We start from the raw sequence: 17,446 nt of genomic DNA, 5'->3' as shown, positions 1-17,446 counted from the left end.
GGCTCGGGCTCAGGCTCAGGCTCAGGCGGCGAAGGGGTCCGGCGTCAGCACGTAGACGGTCTCGAGGTACTCCTCGATGCCCTCGTGCGACCCCTCGCGGCCCAGGCCCGAGGACTTCACGCCGCCGAACGGGAACGCCGCGTTCGAGACGACGCCCGTGTTCAGCCCGAGCATGCCCGTCTCCAGGCGCTCGGCGAGCCGCTGACCACGCCGGAAGTCGGTCGTGAAGGCGTAGGCGATGAGCCCGTACTCGGTGTCGTTCGCGAGCCGGATCCCCTCGTCCTCGGTGCTGAAGCGCGTGACCGACGCGACCGGTCCGAAGATCTCCGTCGTCATGATCTCCGAGCCGGGCTGCACGTCGTCGATCACCGTCGCCTCGTAGAAGGTGCCCGGGCGGTCGATCCGGTTGCCGCCGGTGACGAGCCGGGCACCGCGACCGAGGGCGTCGTCGACGAGCGAGGCAGCCTTGTCCACGGCGCGGTCGTCGATGAGCGGTCCGAGCGTCGTGCCGTCCTCGGTGCCCCGGCCGACGCGCAGGGCGTCCACCTTCTCGGTGAGGGCCGCGACGAACGCATCGGCGATGCCGTCCTGCACGAAGAACCGGTTCGCGGCGGTGCAGGCCTCGCCCGTGTTGCGGAACTTCGCGAGCATCGCCGCGTCCACCGCCTTGTCGAGATCGGCGTCGTCGAACACGAGCAGCGGAGCGTTGCCGCCGAGCTCCATGCTCGTCTTGAGCACGTTGTCCGCCGCCTGCTTGAGGAGCGCCGAACCGACCGGGGTCGAACCGGTGAACGTCAGCTTCCGCAGGCGCGGGTCGGCGATGATCGGCTCGGACAGCCCCTTGGCGTCACTCGACGGGATCACGTTGAGCACACCGTCCGGCAAACCGGCACGGCGGAAGAGCTCGACCAGGAACAGGGTCGTCAGCGGGGTGAGGTCGGCCGGCTTCGCGACCACCGTGCAGCCGGCGGCCAGGGCCGGGCCGATCTTCCGCGTCGCCATCGCGAGCGGGAAGTTCCACGGGGTGATCGCGTACACGGGGCCGACCGGACGCTTCAGCACGATCGCGCGGCCGGTGCCCTCGGGGTTCGTGCGGTAGTCGCCGGTGATGCGGACCGCTTCCTCCGAGAACCATCGCAGGAACTCGCCGCCGTAGACGACCTCACCGCGGGCCTCGGCCAGGGGCTTGCCCATCTCGAGCGACATCAGGGCCGCGAGGTCGTCGGCGTGCTCGTGCACCAGGTCGAAGGCCCGGCGCAGGATGTCCGAGCGCGTGCGTGGGGCCGTCGCCGCCCACGACTCCTGCGCCGCGGCGGCTGCGTCGAGGGCGGCGATGCCGTCCTCGGGGGTGGCGTCGGCGACCTCGGCCAGGACGGCACCGGTCGACGGGTCGTGCACGGCGAAGGTGAACCCGCTCGACGAGGCGCGCCAGGTGCCGCCGATGAAGAGTCCGGTGGGGACGCCCTCGACGCGGACGTGCTCGTCGGCGACGGTGGTGGTGGTTTCGTTCGTGGTGGTGTCGGTCACAGTCGTGCTCCTCCTGGGTTCGCGAGGCCCTCGTCCATGTCGCTGCGGTCGACGTGTCCGCCGGCCGCCCGGATCTCGTCGAGCGCCCGGGCGCTGCGCTCGACGTCGACCCCGGCCACCAGGTCCTCGTACACGGCGACGTCGAGGCCCGCGGCACGGGCGTCGAGCGCCGAGGCACGGACGCAGTGGTCGGTGGCGATGCCGACGACGTCGATCGTGTGCACGCGGCGCTCGGCGAGCACCTCGGCCAGCGGGACGCCCGCCTCGGTCCGGGCCTGGAACGCCGAGTAGTCCGGCGTGCCCTGCCCCTTGCGGACGTCGACGTCGATCAGTGCGGTGTCGAGATCGGGGTGGTAATCGGCGCCGGGTGTGCCGGCGACGCAGTGCACCGGCCACGTGTCGACGAAGTCGGGTCCGTCGGGTCCGGCGAAGTGTCCGCCGTTGTCGTCGTCGCCGTGGTGCCAGTCGCGGGACGCCACGATCAGGTCGTACTCGTCCCCGTGCCGACCGAGGAACGCGGTGATGCGCTTCGCGAGCGCCGCTCCCCCGGTGACCGCGAGCGCACCGCCCTCGGTGAAGTCGTTCTGGACGTCCACGACGAGCAGTGCTCTTGCCATGGGTCCATCCAACACCCGTCGGCTCAGGAGCCGGTGAGCTTGCTCCCGCACGAGTAGGTCGCGGCGGTCACCGCGTCGAGTGCCGGCAGTGCCGCTGCACGCGGCGAACCGATGGCGTAGAAGGCGAAGGTCAGCCGCGACCCGTCGGCGGCGTCGATGTAGCCGCCGAGGGTGTTCGCGCTGTCGATCCAGCCAGTCTTCGCATGCACCTTGCCGCGGGCGACCGCGTTCGCGCCGGTGAACCGGCTGGCCAGGGTGCCGGACTGGCCGGACACCGGCAGGGCGTTCGCGAGCGTGCCGAGGCCCTTCGCGCCGGAGGCGACCTGCACCATGAGGTGTGCGACGAACTCCGGCGACACGGCGTTCGAGGCACTCTCGCCCGAACCGTCCTTGATCACGATGCCGGCCGGGTCGAGGCCGTAGGAGCGCAGTGCCGACTGGTACACGGACGACAGCGACGCCGCCGAACCGTTCGAGCCTGACTCCTTCGAGGACACCCGGGCGAGCATCTCGGCCAGGGTGTTGTCCGAGTTCGGGATCATCTGCCCGATGAGCGTCGACACCGGCTGCGACGACACCGTGGCGATCGTCTCGGTGCCGGTGGTCGCCCGCTTGACGATCTGCGCGGACGAGGCGCCAGCGACACCAGCGTTCGCCAGTGCCGTCCGGAAGGCGATGCCGGCGCGTCCGACCGGGTCCTCCGACCGGGGCGAGGTCGCCGCTGCGGGGTTCGCCCGGTCACCGTCGACCATGAGCGCCGTGACCTTCGGCTGGTACCCGATGGTGCGCTCGGACACCGGCCACGTGGGGTCCCAGGCGTCAGCGTCGCTCCAGTACGAGTCGTCGGTGACGATCGTGGTGACCGGGGTGTCGCCGACCTTCGCCTTCACCTGCTGCGCGAGCTGGGCGAGGGTCGGGGCGCCCGGGTACACCGTGCCGCCACCGGCGGACAGCGTCGCGTCGCCGTGGCCGACCAGGGCGACGGCGTTCGCGGACTCCCGCGCGACGGTCGTCGGGATGCGGTGGTCGCCCCCGAGCACCGAGAGCGCGGTCGCCGAGGTCAGGGTCTTCATGACGCTGCCGGTCTGGGCGGCCCGCTCGCCGTGCTTGGAGAACAGGACCTTGCCCGTCTTCGCGTCCATCACGTACCCCTCGAAGTCGCCGAGGCCACTCGCCGACGCCGCGGTCGCGATCGAGCAGGTCCGGAGCGCGGACGGACCCGCGAGGTCGTCCGGCAGCGCGCGGGCTTCGGGGGTCGGGGTGGGGGACGGCTTCGTGGTCGGGCGCTTCGTGGTGGTCGTCCGGTCCGGAGCCGAGGACGCGGTCCGGGTCGGGCTCGGCGCCGCAGCGGTCCGGGAGTCCGGGGTCGTGGCCGCCGCGACGGCGACGGCCCCACCGGAACCGACCACGAGCAGCGCCGCGAGACCACCGGCGATCCAGGGGACCGGGCGCCGCGCGGCGGAGGCGCGCACCGCGGTGACGGCGGCGCGGAACCGCTCCGGGACGGAACGCGGGGTGGGCTGCTGCTCGGACATCGCGACCGATCCTACGGAACTGCGGCAGGAGCCTCCAGGCCGGATCCGGGATCCGTGGCGGACGGGAGCCGGATCAGGGAGCCGTGCCGGGACCGTCGGCCGGGTACCGGACCCCGACCTGGCGTCGTGCCTCGTCCAGCACCGCCATGATCGCGACGGTCTCGTCCGGGTCCATCGGGCCGCCGTCGTGGCGGCCCGACGTGATCATCGTCTCGAAGGCGCGGGCCTCGTGCTCGTAGCCGGCGAGTTCCTCGCGACCGTCGAACTCCTCGACGACGGCTCCGTCGCGATCGCGGATCCGCCAGGTGGTCGGCGTGTACCAGGTGGAGTCGAGGTCGATGCGGCCGGTCTCGCCGATGATCGACGCGGTGTTCGGGCTCCGCAGGTCCATCCCGAAGTGGATCATCGACTGCGCACCGCCCTCGTGCGTCATGACCAGGCCCATCTGCTCGTCGACGCCCTGCTCGCTCAGCGTCCCGGCTGCGACCAGCGCGGTCGGCACCCCGAGCACGTCCACCGCGAAGGACACCGGGTAGATCCCGAGGTCGAGCATCGCGCCCCCGCCGAGTGCCGGGTCGCGCAACCGGTGGCCGGGGTCCGTCGGGAGGGCCTGGTGGTGGGTCGCCTCGACCACCACCGGACGGCCGATCCGTCCCTCGGCGACGACCTCGCGGATCATCGCCATCTGCGGCAGGAAGCGGGTCCACATCGCCTCCATCACCGCGACACCGGCTTGCCTCGCGGCGTCGACGACCGTCCGGGCCTCGTCCGCGGTCATCGTGAAGGCCTTCTCGACCAGGACGTGCTTGCCCGCCCGGATCGCGAGCAGGGCGTCCTCGGCGTGCCGGACGTGCGGGGTCGCGACGTAGACCGCGTCGACGTCGTCGTCCGCCACCAGGTCCTCGTAGGAACCGTGGGCCCGCTCGATGCCGAACTCGGCGGCGAAGGCCTCGGCGTGTTCCCGGGTGCGGCTGCCCACGGCCGTGAACACGATGCCGGCCGCGGTGCAGTCACCCACGAAGGACCGTGCGATGCCGCCTGTGCCGATGACTCCCCAGCGAACCGTCATGGGTCCTGTCTACCAGCGCGGGGTGGGCTGCGGCGGGCCCCGCCTCGGGTCGTCAGCGGCGGTGCTTGCCGAGCGCGGCGTCCGGGGCGGCCATCGGGTGGTTCCGGAACCAGCGCAGGAGCTCACGGGCACGGCTCGTGTCGGCGCTCGCATCGCCCTCGGCGAGGAACGAGTCGAAGCCGTCGGGCAGGTCGGCGTCCGGTTCGCGGTGGAACGCCATCTTCCACTCGCCGAAACGCCGGGTGTGGATGCGCTCCTCGACGAGCAGGCCGACGTCGGTGTGCCGCGGGTCGTCGATGATGCGCTGGTACGTCTCGAGCACGGCTGACTCCGGGCCCTCGAGCAGCTGCATGAACCGGCCGTCCTTGTAGACGAGCAGGCCGGACAGGCCGGACGCGGTGTTGCGGACCCGTGCGTGCTCGAGCAGTGCGTCGAGCCGCTCCTGGTCGAACACCTCGTTCGCTGCGCTCATGTAGACCAGGGACAGCAGCATGACGACCTCTCGGTGACGACGGAACGGGTTCGTGTCCCATCGTTATCCGAGTGGCCCGGCAAGGGAATCCCCAGAACGGGGATCGTTCCCGCCCGCGCACCCGCGTCGAGGTTCGGGTCATCGACGCGAGCACACGGGTGTCGGGTCGTACGACCGGACTGATTCGGAGCCCCCGTCCGGGGGGTTTGGTCACTCCGTGTCGTAGGTGCGGACCCAGTCGATCTGCACGTGCCCCGGGTCGCCCCAGTTGCCGATCTGGAACATGTAGCGGTGCGGCGTGGTGGGCACGTTGCGCGGCACCGTGAACACCAGCTTGCCGTCGAGGTAGTACCGGATGATCTTCCCCGGCACCCACTCGGTCGTGTAGGTGTGCCAGTCGTTCCAGGACACCCGGGTGTTGTAGTGCTCGGTCCGCTTCTCGAGCCCCTGGAGCATCGAGTGGTGGAAGACGCGCGGTGAGCCGTTGAACTGCCCCTCCGGGTAGTTCAGCTCGCCGTCCGCCCAGGCGTTCGACGTCGGCCAGAGCATGACCGCGATCCCGTTGCCGTCGCCACCGGTCGCCCGCGCACGGATGCTGAAGGTGCCGCCGACGTGTGACCAGGCGCCGGTGGGCGTGCCGAACGTTCCGGCAGCGCCGTGCTCCCCGTCCATCGCGACGTCCAGGTAGCCGTCGTGGGCGCTGATGAGCTTGTCCGAGTAGTACTTGCCGCCCGTACCGTCGGGGTACGGCTGCCACGAGTTCCGGTACGTCTCGGCGAAGGGGCCGCCCGCTGCGGCGGGGGTGTCGAAGTCCTCGGAGAAGGTCGGCTCGCGGTCCGCGAGGTACGCGGGACCGGTCGCGGACGCCGTCGGGGTCGCGGACGGACCGGTGCTCGGCGACGAGGTCGATGCGGACGTGGCACGGGACTCGGGCACGGCTGCCGCGGTGACCGCGAGGGCTCCGGCGGTGGCAGCGACCACGACGATGACCAGGACACGCTTCAGCACGGCGGCACCGCCGGTGGAGCGCTGGGCTGGTGGTCGGTCATCGTGTCCCCCGTTTCGCGGACAAGGGTAGCCCGCGAACGCGCCCGACGTCTGTCCCTCGGGCGAGGGACACGGGTTTCGTCCGGAATACGAAAACCCCGGTCAGAGCCACTTCGAGTGGGTCTGACCGGGGTGTTCACGGAGCCGCCTGTCGGAATCGAACCGACGACCTATTCATTACGAGTGAATCGCTCTACCGACTGAGCTAAGGCGGCGCACACTCCATGTCCGGAGTGGCACGAGCAATGACTATACAGGTTCAGACGAGTGAACGCGAAACCAGCACGCCGAGCTCGGAGAAGGACCGTTCGAGCTCGTCGACCAGGTGTGTTCCGGCCTCGGAACCCGACCACTCCCACCACGCGTGGCGCAGGGCGGCGAGGGCGACGATGGCCGCGAGACCCGCGCGGCGGCGGAGTGCCTCGGCGTCGGCGGCGAGCTCCGGGTCGGCGTGTTCGAGCCGGCGCGCGACGGCCGCCTGCAGCTCCGCCTGGAACTCCTTCATGGACGCCATGCGACGGCTGAACAGCTCCGGGTTCGCGCGGAGGACCTGCTGCCGCTCCTCGATGAGCCCGCGCTCCTCGATCAGTTCGCGCGTGGAGTGCACGAGCAGCGTGCCGATGTCGGCGAGCAGGTCACCGCTCGGACCACCGTCGACGAACGCCTGCAACGCCGCGTCGTCGGGCAGCTGCGGGTCGTCCCCGAGGATCGCCTGCTCCTTGCTCGGGAAGTAGTTGAAGAACGTCCGGGGCGAGACGTCGGCCCGCCGGGAGATCTCGTCCACCGTCACCGCGCCGAGGCCGTCCTCGATGGCGATCCGGAGCGCAGCCTGCTGGATGGCGCGCCGGGTGGCGCGGCGCTTCCGTTCGCGCAGGCCGGGTTCAGCGTCGGGCATGCCGTGATTGTCGCACGCCGTGCCTCAGCGGCGGGCGCGGGCGATGGTGACGAGCAGTGCTTCGAGCGCCAGGAGTGCCGCCACGTTCGCCGCGATGCGCTGGCGCGCCAGGGCCACGGCGTCGAGGACCTCGAGCGCGGCAGCGGGCGGTGTCGTCGGCAGCGCGTGTTCGAGCTGGTCCTGCATGGCCAGGTTGACCGGTTCAGCGGGGGCTCCGAGCCCCAGCAGGAGCAGGTCGCGGTACAGGGACGAGACGTCGACCAGGATCCGGTCGAGCCCGTCGCGCAGGCTCCGGGTCGCCCGGCGCTTCTGGTCGTCCTCGAGGGCGCGGAGCTGCGACCGGAGCGCCGGCGGGATCGTCCCGCCGGGTTCGACCCCGAGCGAGCGCAGGGCCGCGTCGCGCTCTTCGGAGTCGCGCTGCTCGGTGATGGACTTCGCGTCTTCGTCGGCGACGGCGAGGAGTTCGGCGGCCGCCATGACGGCGTCACCAACGCTCCGCACACCGAGCACGGTCGTCAGGGTCCGGCGGCGACGGTCACGGGCCGGCTCGCTCGTGGCGAGACGCTGCGCCATGCCGATGTGGCTCTGCGCCTGACGAGCAGCATCCATCGCGAGGGCACGGTCGACACCGGTGCGGGCGACGAGCAGGTCGGCGACGGACTCGATGCCGGGCACGCGCAGGCGGACCGAGCGGACGCGCGACCGGATCGTCGGCAGCAGGTCGGCCTCACTCGGGGCACAGAGGATCCACACCGTGCGCTCCGGGGGTTCCTCGAGCGCCTTGAGTAGCAGGTTCGAGGTGCGCTCGGTCATGCGGTCGGCGTCTTCGATGATGACGACGCGGTAGCGGCCGACCGACGGCGAGTAGTACGACGAGGTGACGAGCTGCCGGATCTCGTCGATCGTGATGATCACGCGCTGGGTCGTGAGCACCGAGACGTCGGGGTGGGTCTTCGCGGTGATCTGCCGCAGGGTGTGGTCGTCGTCGGGGCCGTTGCCCACGAGCGCCGCGGCGAAGGCGGTCGCCACGTTCGAACGCCCCGACCCGGGCGGGCCGGTGATGAGCCACGAGTGCGTCATGCCACCGGTGCCGTCGGTGGACTCGGCCGCGTTGCGCAGCGACGCGACCGCTTCTTCCTGCCCGGTCAGGCCGTCCCACACGCTCACGGGACCATCCTGTCAGTGACCACCGTCATGCCGGGTCGATCCCGACGAGCGGGGCGACCGCTCGACGGACCGCGTCCTGCACGGTGTCGGTCGGGGCCGAGGCGTCGACCACCAGGAAGCGCGCCGGCTCGGCCTCGGCCATCGCGAGGAAGGCCTGACGGACGGACTCGTGAAACGCCGCAGCCTCGGACTCGAGGCGGTCGAACGTGTCGCCCCGCGCCGCGGCCACCCGGGCGCGTCCGACGGTGACGTCGAGGTCGAGCAGGATCGTGAGGTCCGGTGCCAGGCCGTCCGCCGCCCACTCTGAGACGGACCGGACCTGCTCGGCGCCGAGCCCGCGCGCGACGCCCTGGTAGGCGACGGACGAGTCGATGTAGCGGTCCTGCAGGACGACCTCGCCGCGTGCGATCGCCGGACGGACGACCGTCTCGACGTGCTGGGCTCGGTCGGCCGCGTACAGCAGCGCCTCGGCCCGGGGCGCGACGTGGCCCCGCTCGTGCAGGACCATCTGCCGGATCTGGACGCCGAGGTCGGTGCCGCCGGGCTCGCGGGTGCGGACCACGGTCCGACCGTGCGCACCGAGCCACGCCGAGAGCAGCTCCGCCTGGGTCGTCTTGCCCGCGCCGTCGCCGCCCTCGAGCGTGATGAAGCGACCGGTCACTTCTTCTTGGCCGCCGTCCGACGAGCCGGGGTCTTCTTCTTGACCGGCCCCTTGGCACGCTTGTCGGCGATGAGCTGGACCGCGCGGGCGTGGTCGACGGCCTCGACGTCCTCGCCCTTCGGGATGGTCGCGTTCGTCTCGCCGTCGGTGACGTACGGGCCGAACCGGCCGTCCTTCATCTTGATCGGCTTGCCGGACACCGGGTCGGCGTCGAACTCCTTGAGCGCGGCGCTCGCGGTGCGGTTGCCGCCGTACTTCGGCTGCGCGAACAGCTCGAGTGCACCGGGCAGGTCGATGTCGAAGATCGCGTCCTCGCCGGGCAGGGTCCGGGTGTCGGTCCCCTTCTTCAGGTACGGCCCGTACCGGCCGTTCTGCGCCGTGATGTCGTTGCCCGTCTCCGGGTCCTGGCCCACCACGCGAGGGAGGTCGAGGAGCTTCAGCGCGGTCTCGAGGTCGACGGTCTGCGGGTCCATCGACTTGAAGAGCGAAGCGGTGCGTTCCTTCGGCGCCGCGGCCTTCTTCGTCGTCTTCTTCGCAGGCGCCTTCTTGGCGGGGGCCTTCTTCGCCGTCGCCGACGCCGTCTCGCTCGTCGCGGTCGCAGCAGCCGCGTCGGCCACGGGGGCCTCTGCCGCTGCGGGCGCCTCGACGACCTCGCCGGTCTTCGGGTCCACGGTGGGCTCGGGCTCCGGGGTGCGCTCGGTGACGTAGGGGCCGAAGCGGCCGTCCTTCGCCAGGACCTCTTTTCCGGTCTCCGGGTTGATCCCGACGACGCGGTCGCCGATCACCGGGGCGTCGACGAGTTCCTTCGCCTTCTCGACGGTCAGTTCGTCGGGAGCGAGGTCCTCGGGCACGTTCACGCGCCGCGGCTTCTCGGGGTCGTCGCTCGGCACCTCGATGTAGGGGCCGTACCGACCGATCCGGAGTGTGAGGCCCGGAGCGAGCTCGACCGAGTTGATCTCGCGGGCGTCGATCTCACCGAGGTTGTCGATGACCGTCCGGAGGCCCCGCTGGTCGTCCTCGCCGCCACCGAAGTAGAAGCCCTTGAGCCAGTCCACCCGGTCGGCGTCGCCGCGGGCGATGCGGTCGAGGTCTTCTTCCATCTCGGCGGTGAAGTCGTACTCCACGAGCTCGCCGAAGTACTCCTCGAGCAGGCGCACGACGCTGAACGCGATCCAGTTCGGCACCAGCTGCGTGCCGCGGAGCGAGACGTAGCCGCGGTCGATGATCGTCGGGCTGATCGTGGGGTAGGTCGACGGACGCCCGATCCCCAGCTCTTCCAGCGTCTTGATGAGGCTCGCCTCGGTGAAGCGCGGCGGCGGGGTGGTGTCGTGCCCCTTCGCCTCAACGTCGGTGACCGCGAGGTGTTCGCCCTGGGCCACGTTCGGCAGGGCGACGTCCTGGCCCGCACGCTCGGACGACTCGTGGCGGTCCTCGTCACGGCCTTCTTCATAGGCGCTGAGGAAGCCGCGGAACGTGATGACGGTGCCGGATGCGGTGAACTCGGCGTCCGTGCCGTTCGCGGTCGACGCGATGCCCTCGACCGACTCGGTGGAGGAGATGCCGAGCACGATCGACGCGGTCGAACCCTTGGCGTCCGCCATCTGGGACGCGATGGTGCGCTTCCAGATGAGGTCGTAGAGGCGCCACTCGACACCGGTCAGGGTGCCCTGCAGGTCCTGCGGGGTGCGGAAGGAGTCGCCGGCGGGACGGATCGCCTCGTGCGCCTCTTGCGCGTTCTTGCTCTTGCTCGCGTACAGGCGGGGCTTGTCGGGCACGGTGGCCGAGCCGTACAGGTCCGCTGCCTGCTTGCGGGCCGCGTCGATGGCCTGCTTCGAGAGCGAGACCGAGTCGGTACGGATGTAGGTGATGTAGCCGTTCTCGTACAGGGTTTGCGCAGCGCGAGCCGTCTGTCGCGGGGACAGACGGAGCTTGCGCGCGGCTTCCTGCTGGAGCGTCGACGTGGTGAACGGCGCGGCCGGGCGTCGCGTGTACGGCTTCGAGTCGACGCTGCGGACGGTGGCGTCACCGGCGCGCTCGAGGACCGTCGTCAGCGACGCGGCAGCGGCCTCGTCGAGCCGGACGACGTCACCGCTGAGCGTGCCGCGGTCGTCGAAGTCACGGCCGGAGGCGACGCGGGTGCCGTGGATCCGGGCGAGTCGCGCCGAGAAGGAGGACTCGCCGGCCTTCTCGAACCGGGCGGAGAGGTCCCAGTAGTTGGCGGACACGAAGGCCAGGCGCTCGCGCTCGCGGTCGACGACGAGACGGGTGGCGGCGGACTGCACACGGCCGGCGGACAGACCGGGGGCGACCTTGCGCCACAGGACCGGGGAGACCTCGTACCCGTACAGACGGTCGAGGATGCGGCGGGTCTCCTGCGCGTCGACGAGGGCGGTGTCGAGCTCACGGGTGGCTTCCTGCGCGCGCTGGATCGCCTCCTTCGTGATCTCGTGGAAGACCATCCGCTTGACGGGGACCTTCGGCTTCAGGACCTGCAGCAGGTGCCACGCGATCGCTTCACCCTCGCGGTCTTCATCTGTTGCGAGGTAGAGCTCGTCGGCGTCCTTGAGGGCGCGTTTCAGCTCGGAGACGGTCTTCTTCTTGGCGTCGGACACGACGTAGTACGGCTCGAAGCCGTTGTCGACGTCCACCGAGAACTTGCCGAGGGAGCCCTTCTTGAGCTCGGGCGGCAGGTTCTTCGGCTCGACGAGGTCGCGGATGTGTCCGACCGAGGCCTGGACTTCGTATCCGTCACCGAGGTATTGCGCGATCGTCTTCGCCTTCGCAGGGCTCTCGACGATCACGAGCTTCTTCGTGCCTGGCACGTGTCTCCTTGATCGATGGTGCTGATCGGCCCTGGCCACGAGCGTGTCCGGGTCGACCGGGACATCGGTGACCGCGGGCCGACAGGCACACCATACACATAGTGTTCGGGCGGGTCGCCTGCCGGACCGGCCACCGCGAGTGCGCCGACGACGAACGGTCCGGTGCCCACGACCACGCGGACGCGGGCCGTGGTGGCGACGAGTTCGCAGGCGTCGAGGGCGGCCCCGTTCGCCGTGGCGATCCGGGTCGCGACCGCACACGGCTCCCCCGGTACCAGCCCGGTGGCGGCCGCCGCGGTGCCCACGGCGGCGGCGTCGGCGGCGCCCTGGGCGCGGAGGGCCTGCGTGCGGTGACCGGCGGCGGCGAGCGCCGTCGACCCGACGAGGACCCCCACGCCGAGGACCGCCACGAGCAGCACGGTCGCCGAGCCGCGTTGGCCGTCGGGGATCGTCACGTCAGCCCCCTCGGGCCGCGGCACACCCCGTCGCGGTCAGCGGGAGCGCCGCGAAGGGACCGGTCCCGCCGCGCGTGGCGTCGACGCAGACCAGGTCACCGTCCGACCGGACGACGACCGAGACCCCCGGAGCGATCCGGTCGGCCGCGGACCGGCCCTGGTGCTCGTCGTCACGCCCGATCGCCCGGGCGGCGGTGGCTGCGGCGAGTTGCAGACGGCCCTGCGCGTCGACGACGAGGACGGCCGCGACGAGGGCGGTCAACACGATCGCCACCACGGGGAGCGCCACCGCGAACTCGACGGTCACCGAGCCGCGCTCACAGCGAGAGCGCGCCACGGACGAGGTCGGTGAGGATGGTCTGGACCTCGCCGGAGCGCATGACCGCGACGAGCACACCCGCGAAGGCCACGGCGGCGAGGATGACGACCGCGTACTCGGCGGTGGCCGATCCCCGGTCGTCCCGCAGCCGGGACGACCACCGGGCGACGAGGGGACGCGGGCGACGGTGGTGGCGGATGGCCCGACGGGTGCGGCGGTCGGGGGATGGCGTGGTGCTCATGGAGTCCGTCCTTTCTGTTCGGTGGGACCAGCGTGTCCTGGCTGGGGTGTCGACGAGGAGGCCTCGGCGCCATCTGTGGACAGGTCACGCGGCCCCGCCCACCGTGGAGGAGAGGACCCCGACCACGACGGGCACCACCCCCACGAGCACGAACGCCGGCAGGATGCAGACCCCGAGTGGCAGCACCAGTCGGACGGCCAGTCGTTCCGCCGCCACGAGCCCGTCGGCAGCGGCCTCGTCACGCACGTCCTCGGCGGCGCGGCGGAGCAACCCCGCGGCGGGCACCCCCGCACGCCGGGCGAGGTCGAGGACTTCCCGCAGCCGGTGCACGTCCCCGGCGGGCGGAGCGGCTCCCGCGGACGCCTCGGCGACTGCCTGCCCGGCGGTGGTCCACGACCCGCCTCCGGCGACCGCCACGGCCCAGGCGTCGAGGAGTACCCCGGGGACTCGGCCGTCGGGGGTCGCGGAACGGACCAGCCGGGCGGTCCACCGTCGCCCTGCCAGGACGAGGGCGGCCGCGGTGCACGAGCACGCCCAACCGGCCGGTGAACCGACCAGGACCTCGACGGCACCGGCACCCCAGGCCGCACCGAGCCCCAACCCGAAGAGCGGCAGCGCGAGCACGACCCGGGCGCTCGTCCGCGGGCCCGCCAGGGCGACCCGGATCGCCCGGTCCGATGCCGCGGCTCGTCGGAGCGCGCCGGCGAGCCCGCGGAGGGTCTCCGCGACGGGCGCTCCCGTCCGGTCCGCGACGCGGAGGACGACGAGGATGTCCTGCTGGGCGGGTCCTCCGACCCCGGGCAGCCCGCCGACGAGCCGCCAGGCTCGCGGCGGCGGGACGCCTGCCGCGACCAGCGTCGCCACCCGGTCGAGCACCCCGGCCACCCGCGCCGGGCCGTCGGGTGTGGGTCGTCTCACCGCAGCCCGTCCACCGGGCGCACCTCGAGCCTCCCGTCCGGGCCGACGCACAACGTGCCCACGCCACCGAGCCGCCGCTGGCCTGCGCGTCGCTCCACGTGCAGGACCAGGTCGAACGCGCTGACGGCCTGCCGGGCGAGCGCCTCGGCACCGAGGCCGGCGAGTGCCCCGAGTGCTTCGAGGCGCGCGGCCACGTCGGCGATGCCGTTGGCGTGCACGGTGCCGGCTCCCCCGTCGTGCCCGGTGTTCAGGGCGGAGAGGAGTTCACGGACCTCGGCGCCGCGGCACTCCCCCACGACGATCCGGTCGGGGCGCATCCGCAGCGCCTCGCGCACGAGCCGGTCGAGTCCGAGTGCGCCGACCCCCTCGGCGTTCGCCTGCCGCGCCTCGAGCGCGACGACGTGCGGATGGGCGATCCGGAGCTCCGCGACGTCCTCCACCGTCACGATCCGCTCGTCGACGGGGACGTTCCCGAGCATCGCCGCGAGCAGGGTGGTCTTGCCGCTGCCGGTCGCGCCGGTGACCAGGACGTTCCGGCGCGCAGCGACGGCGTCCTCGACGACCGACCGCGGGACGAACGCGAAGGTCCCGCCGCGTTCGAGGGTGGCGAGGGAGGGTCGATGGACCTGTGGCAGTCGGATCGACACGGCGGTGCCCCCGACGGACACCGGGGCGAGGACGACGTGGACCCGGACGCCGTCCCCGTGCCGGACGTCCGCGCACGGGGTGGTCTCGTCGACGTGGCGCCCGCCGAGCGCGACGAGTCGGGTCGCGAGTTCGCGGGCACGCGCCTCGGTCAGTCGCGGCTGGACGGCTTCGAGGCCGGTGCCGCGGTCGACCCACGTGCCCACGCCACCGACCACCAGGACGTCCGTCACGGTGGCATCGGCCACCAGGGCGGCGAGTTCCTCGAACTCGACGACCACGGACGCCCGGCGACGAGCCGGCGGCGCTGCTCCGGGCAGGAACGGCGCCGACGGAACATGCGCCCGCGCCGGTGCCGGCACCGAGAACGCAGGCGATGTCGACGCGGACGGCGCCGACGCGCGGGGAAGCAGTGGAGCACGGTGCAGGGGCATGCCGCCGACGGTAGGGAGCACGTCAGCCCTCAGCCGGGACGGTCCCCACTTCTGTGGACAACGTCGGAGTGCCCCACCAACGGACCGGTTTGTCCCCCGAAACGGAAAGCCGTACCCCGGTCGATGATGCGACACCGACGCGCTCAGGGCTACCCACCACCCCCGCTTCGCCCGGCCGGACTGTGCGTAGCACCTGCTACGCAAGAACATGCAGAATGCATGCACGAGCATGGACCGGTCTGTCCACGCGACCGGCGTGCCTGCGCGGATCGGGGCACACGGCGGAGCCCGACGAGCCACCATCGCTCGAGTCGGACCCCGGGAAACAGAAGAGGCGGCACCGGTTGGGGGGAACAGGTGCCGCCTTGACATCGAGGGATTGGGGGGAATCCGATTCGATGCCGCCGGAAACGAGTCCAGCGGGATCTACTGTACCCCACGATCGGCCCTCCAGGGCAACCCCGGACACGACCTCCGGGCGTGCCGCGCCCCGACCCGGCCGAGGGGTAGTCTCCGGATGCACGCAGGCACCGGCGACGGATGCTCGCACGCACCCGCCGCGGATGCACGCACGCATCCACGGCGGACGCACGCATGCATCCACGACGGATGCCACCAGAGGCCGCAACGACGCGAAAGGACATCGATGTCCACTCCGACCCAGTCCGACCCCCGAGGCGACGACGGAGCGACCTTCGCACCGCCGCCCGAGTTCGTGGCCGACGCGGTCGCCGGCGAGGACCTCCACCACGCGGCAGCAGCCGACCGCGAGGCGTTCTGGGCCGAGCAGTCCCGCTCCCTGCTCGACTGGCGCACCCCGTTCACGCAGACCCTGGACTGGTCAGGCGCCCCGTTCGCGAAGTGGTTCGCCGACGGCACGCTCAACGTCGCCGAGAACTGCCTCGACCGACACGTCCGCGCCGGCAACGGCGACCGGGTGGCGATCCACTTCGAGGGCGCTCCCGGCGACACGCGTCGGATCACCTACGCCGAGCTGACCGCCGAGGTGCAGCGCGCCGCGAACATGCTCACCGACCTCGGCGTGGGCCAGGGCGACCGGGTGGTCGTGTACCTGCCACTCATCCCCGAGGCCGTCGTGACGATGCTCGCTGTCGCCCGTATCGGTGCCGTGCACTCGGTCGTCTTCGGCGGGTTCAGCGCGGAGAGCCTCCGTGCCCGCATCGAGGACGCCGGCGCGAAGCTCGTCGTCACCGCGGACGGCGGGTGGCGGCGCGGTGCCGTCTCACCGCTCAAGCCCGCAGTCGACGAGGCGCTGACCGGCGAGGGCACGGACACGGTCGAGCACGTCCTGGTCGTCAAGCGCGGCGGCAACGACATCGCCTGGAACGACCGCGACGTCTGGTGGCACGACGAGCTGGCGAAGGCGGCGCCGACCCACGAGGCCCAGGCGTTCCCCGCCGAGACCCCGCTGTTCATCCTGTACACCTCGGGCACGACCGGGAAGCCGAAGGGCATCGTGCACACCTCCGGCGGCTACCTGACCCAGGCGGCGTACACGCACAAGAACGTCTTCGACATGCACCCGGAGAAGGACGTCTACTGGTGCACCGCCGACATCGGCTGGATCACCGGCCACTCCTACGTCGTCTACGGCCCGCTCGCCAACGGCGTCACGCAGGTGCTCTACGAGGGCACCCCCGACGAGCCGAAGCCCGGCCGCTGGTGGGACCTCGTCGACGCGTACGGCGTCACCGTCCTCTACACGGCACCCACGGCGGTCCGCGCAGCGATGAAGGCCGGCCGCGAGATCCCGGAGGCCCGCAGCCTCGAGACCCTCCGCCTGCTCGGCAGCGTCGGCGAACCGATCAACCCCGAGGCGTGGCAGTGGTACCGCCAGGTCATCGGCCACGACCGCACGCCGATCGTCGACACGTGGTGGCAGACCGAGACCGGCGCCATCATGATCTCCGCGCTGCCCGGCGTCACGAAGCTCAAGCCCGGCGCCGCGCAGACGCCCCTGCCGGGCATCGTCGCCGAGATCGTCGACGACGACGGCAACCGTGCCGATCCCGGCGAGAGCGGCTACCTCACGATCACCGAGCCGTGGCCATCGATGGCCCGCGGGATCTGGAACGACCCGGACCGGTTCGTCGAGACGTACTGGTCGCGGTTCCCCGGCCGCTACTTCGCCGGCGACGGCGCGCGGCTCGACGGGCAGGGCGACATCTGGGTGCAGGGGCGCGTCGACGACGTCATGAACGTCTCGGGACACCGCCTGTCGACGGCTGAGATCGAGTCCGCCCTGGTCGGCCACGAGGGCGTCGCCGAGGCTGCCGTGGTCGGGGCCGCCGACGAGACCACCGGGCAGGCCGTCGTCGCCTTCGTCATCCTGACGGCCGAGGCCGCCGTAGACGTCGACCGCGAGACCGCCTCCGCGGAGCTCCGCAACTGGGTCGGCAAGCGGATCGGCGCGATCGCGAAGCCGCGCCAGGTCGTCATCGTGCCGGAGCTGCCGAAGACGCGCTCCGGCAAGATCATGCGGCGCCTGCTCCGCGACGCGGCCGAGGGCCGCCGCATCGGCGACACGACGACGCTCGCCGACCCGACGATCATGGCGACCATCGCGGAACTCATGTAGTCCCGCCAGACGGAAGCAGGGCC

The 17,446-nt window shown here is 71.8% G+C and carries 16 protein-coding genes and 1 tRNA gene; 1 reads left to right on the top strand and 16 read right to left on the bottom strand.

Annotation, left to right across the window (positions count from 1 at the left end; translation table 11 throughout):
* Positions 1-21: 21 nt before the first annotated feature.
* From DEJ09_RS08005 to DEJ09_RS07930, 16 genes are all read right to left on the bottom strand, one after another.
* On the bottom strand, positions 22-1,527 hold the full coding sequence (locus DEJ09_RS08005) for an NAD-dependent succinate-semialdehyde dehydrogenase (protein ID WP_111088140.1): 1,506 nt from the start codon (positions 1,525-1,527) through the stop codon (positions 22-24).
* On the bottom strand, positions 1,524-2,144 hold the full coding sequence (locus DEJ09_RS08000) for an isochorismatase family protein (RefSeq protein WP_071404992.1): 621 nt from the start codon (positions 2,142-2,144) through the stop codon (positions 1,524-1,526). The genes DEJ09_RS08005 and DEJ09_RS08000 overlap by 4 nt, the downstream gene beginning before the upstream one ends.
* A gap of 23 nt (positions 2,145-2,167) precedes the next feature.
* Positions 2,168-3,679: a D-alanyl-D-alanine carboxypeptidase/D-alanyl-D-alanine-endopeptidase gene (gene dacB, locus DEJ09_RS07995; RefSeq protein WP_111088139.1), complete on the bottom strand. Its 1,512-nt coding sequence runs from the start codon at positions 3,677-3,679 to the stop codon at positions 2,168-2,170.
* A 73-nt stretch (positions 3,680-3,752) separates the two neighbouring features.
* Positions 3,753-4,748, bottom strand: a complete 996-nt coding sequence (locus DEJ09_RS07990; protein WP_111088138.1) for a Gfo/Idh/MocA family protein — start codon at positions 4,746-4,748, stop codon at positions 3,753-3,755.
* Positions 4,749-4,800: 52 nt separating this feature from the next.
* The gene (locus DEJ09_RS07985) at positions 4,801-5,241 is read right to left on the bottom strand and encodes a BLUF domain-containing protein (RefSeq protein WP_111038053.1); all 441 of its coding nucleotides are present in this window, start codon (positions 5,239-5,241) and stop codon (positions 4,801-4,803) included.
* 189 nt (positions 5,242-5,430) lie between these two features.
* Entirely contained in the window at positions 5,431-6,228 is a 798-nt protein-coding gene (locus DEJ09_RS07980; protein WP_071404996.1) for a glycoside hydrolase family 16 protein, read from the bottom strand.
* A gap of 181 nt (positions 6,229-6,409) precedes the next feature.
* Positions 6,410-6,482 (bottom strand) — tRNA-Thr (locus DEJ09_RS07975).
* 44 nt (positions 6,483-6,526) lie between these two features.
* Positions 6,527-7,162 (bottom strand): TetR/AcrR family transcriptional regulator, encoded by a 636-nt coding sequence (locus DEJ09_RS07970; protein ID WP_111038055.1) that lies wholly within the window; start codon positions 7,160-7,162, stop codon positions 6,527-6,529.
* A gap of 24 nt (positions 7,163-7,186) precedes the next feature.
* Positions 7,187-8,329: a DNA polymerase III subunit delta' gene (locus DEJ09_RS07965; protein ID WP_071404998.1), complete on the bottom strand. Its 1,143-nt coding sequence runs from the start codon at positions 8,327-8,329 to the stop codon at positions 7,187-7,189.
* A 25-nt stretch (positions 8,330-8,354) separates the two neighbouring features.
* Positions 8,355-8,990, bottom strand: coding sequence for a dTMP kinase (gene tmk / locus DEJ09_RS07960; protein WP_111022285.1), 636 nt, complete (start codon positions 8,988-8,990; stop codon positions 8,355-8,357).
* Positions 8,987-11,812 (bottom strand): type I DNA topoisomerase, encoded by a 2,826-nt coding sequence (gene topA, locus DEJ09_RS07955; RefSeq protein WP_111038057.1) that lies wholly within the window; start codon positions 11,810-11,812, stop codon positions 8,987-8,989. The genes tmk and topA overlap by 4 nt, the downstream gene beginning before the upstream one ends.
* A complete protein-coding gene (locus DEJ09_RS07950; RefSeq protein WP_110863361.1) occupies positions 11,788-12,267 on the bottom strand; it encodes a hypothetical protein in 480 nt (159 codons plus the stop codon). Before DEJ09_RS07950 ends, topA begins: the two co-directional genes overlap by 25 nt.
* Before the next feature lies 1 nt (position 12,268).
* Positions 12,269-12,574, bottom strand: coding sequence for a TadE family type IV pilus minor pilin (locus tag DEJ09_RS07945; RefSeq protein WP_181431568.1), 306 nt, complete (start codon positions 12,572-12,574; stop codon positions 12,269-12,271).
* Positions 12,575-12,584: 10 nt separating this feature from the next.
* On the bottom strand, positions 12,585-12,827 hold the full coding sequence (locus DEJ09_RS07940) for a DUF4244 domain-containing protein (protein ID WP_084740880.1): 243 nt from the start codon (positions 12,825-12,827) through the stop codon (positions 12,585-12,587).
* A gap of 84 nt (positions 12,828-12,911) precedes the next feature.
* Positions 12,912-13,745, bottom strand: coding sequence for a type II secretion system F family protein (locus tag DEJ09_RS07935; protein WP_181433307.1), 834 nt, complete (start codon positions 13,743-13,745; stop codon positions 12,912-12,914).
* Positions 13,742-14,671: a CpaF family protein gene (locus DEJ09_RS07930; RefSeq protein WP_110863365.1), complete on the bottom strand. Its 930-nt coding sequence runs from the start codon at positions 14,669-14,671 to the stop codon at positions 13,742-13,744. Before DEJ09_RS07930 ends, DEJ09_RS07935 begins: the two co-directional genes overlap by 4 nt.
* A gap of 799 nt (positions 14,672-15,470) precedes the next feature.
* On the opposite strand from DEJ09_RS07930, the gene acs reads away from it, so the two are divergent.
* Positions 15,471-17,423: an acetate--CoA ligase gene (acs, locus tag DEJ09_RS07925; RefSeq protein WP_111088136.1), complete on the top strand. Its 1,953-nt coding sequence runs from the start codon at positions 15,471-15,473 to the stop codon at positions 17,421-17,423.
* The last annotated feature ends 23 nt before the right edge of the window (positions 17,424-17,446 follow it).

Origin of the sequence: Curtobacterium sp. MCLR17_055 (assembly GCF_003234305.1) — a bacterium.
In the GTDB taxonomy this organism is placed as follows: domain Bacteria; phylum Actinomycetota; class Actinomycetes; order Actinomycetales; family Microbacteriaceae; genus Curtobacterium; species Curtobacterium flaccumfaciens.
Note: the sequence above shows the minus strand (reverse complement) of the source record. Positions and strands in the feature narration are given on the sequence as shown.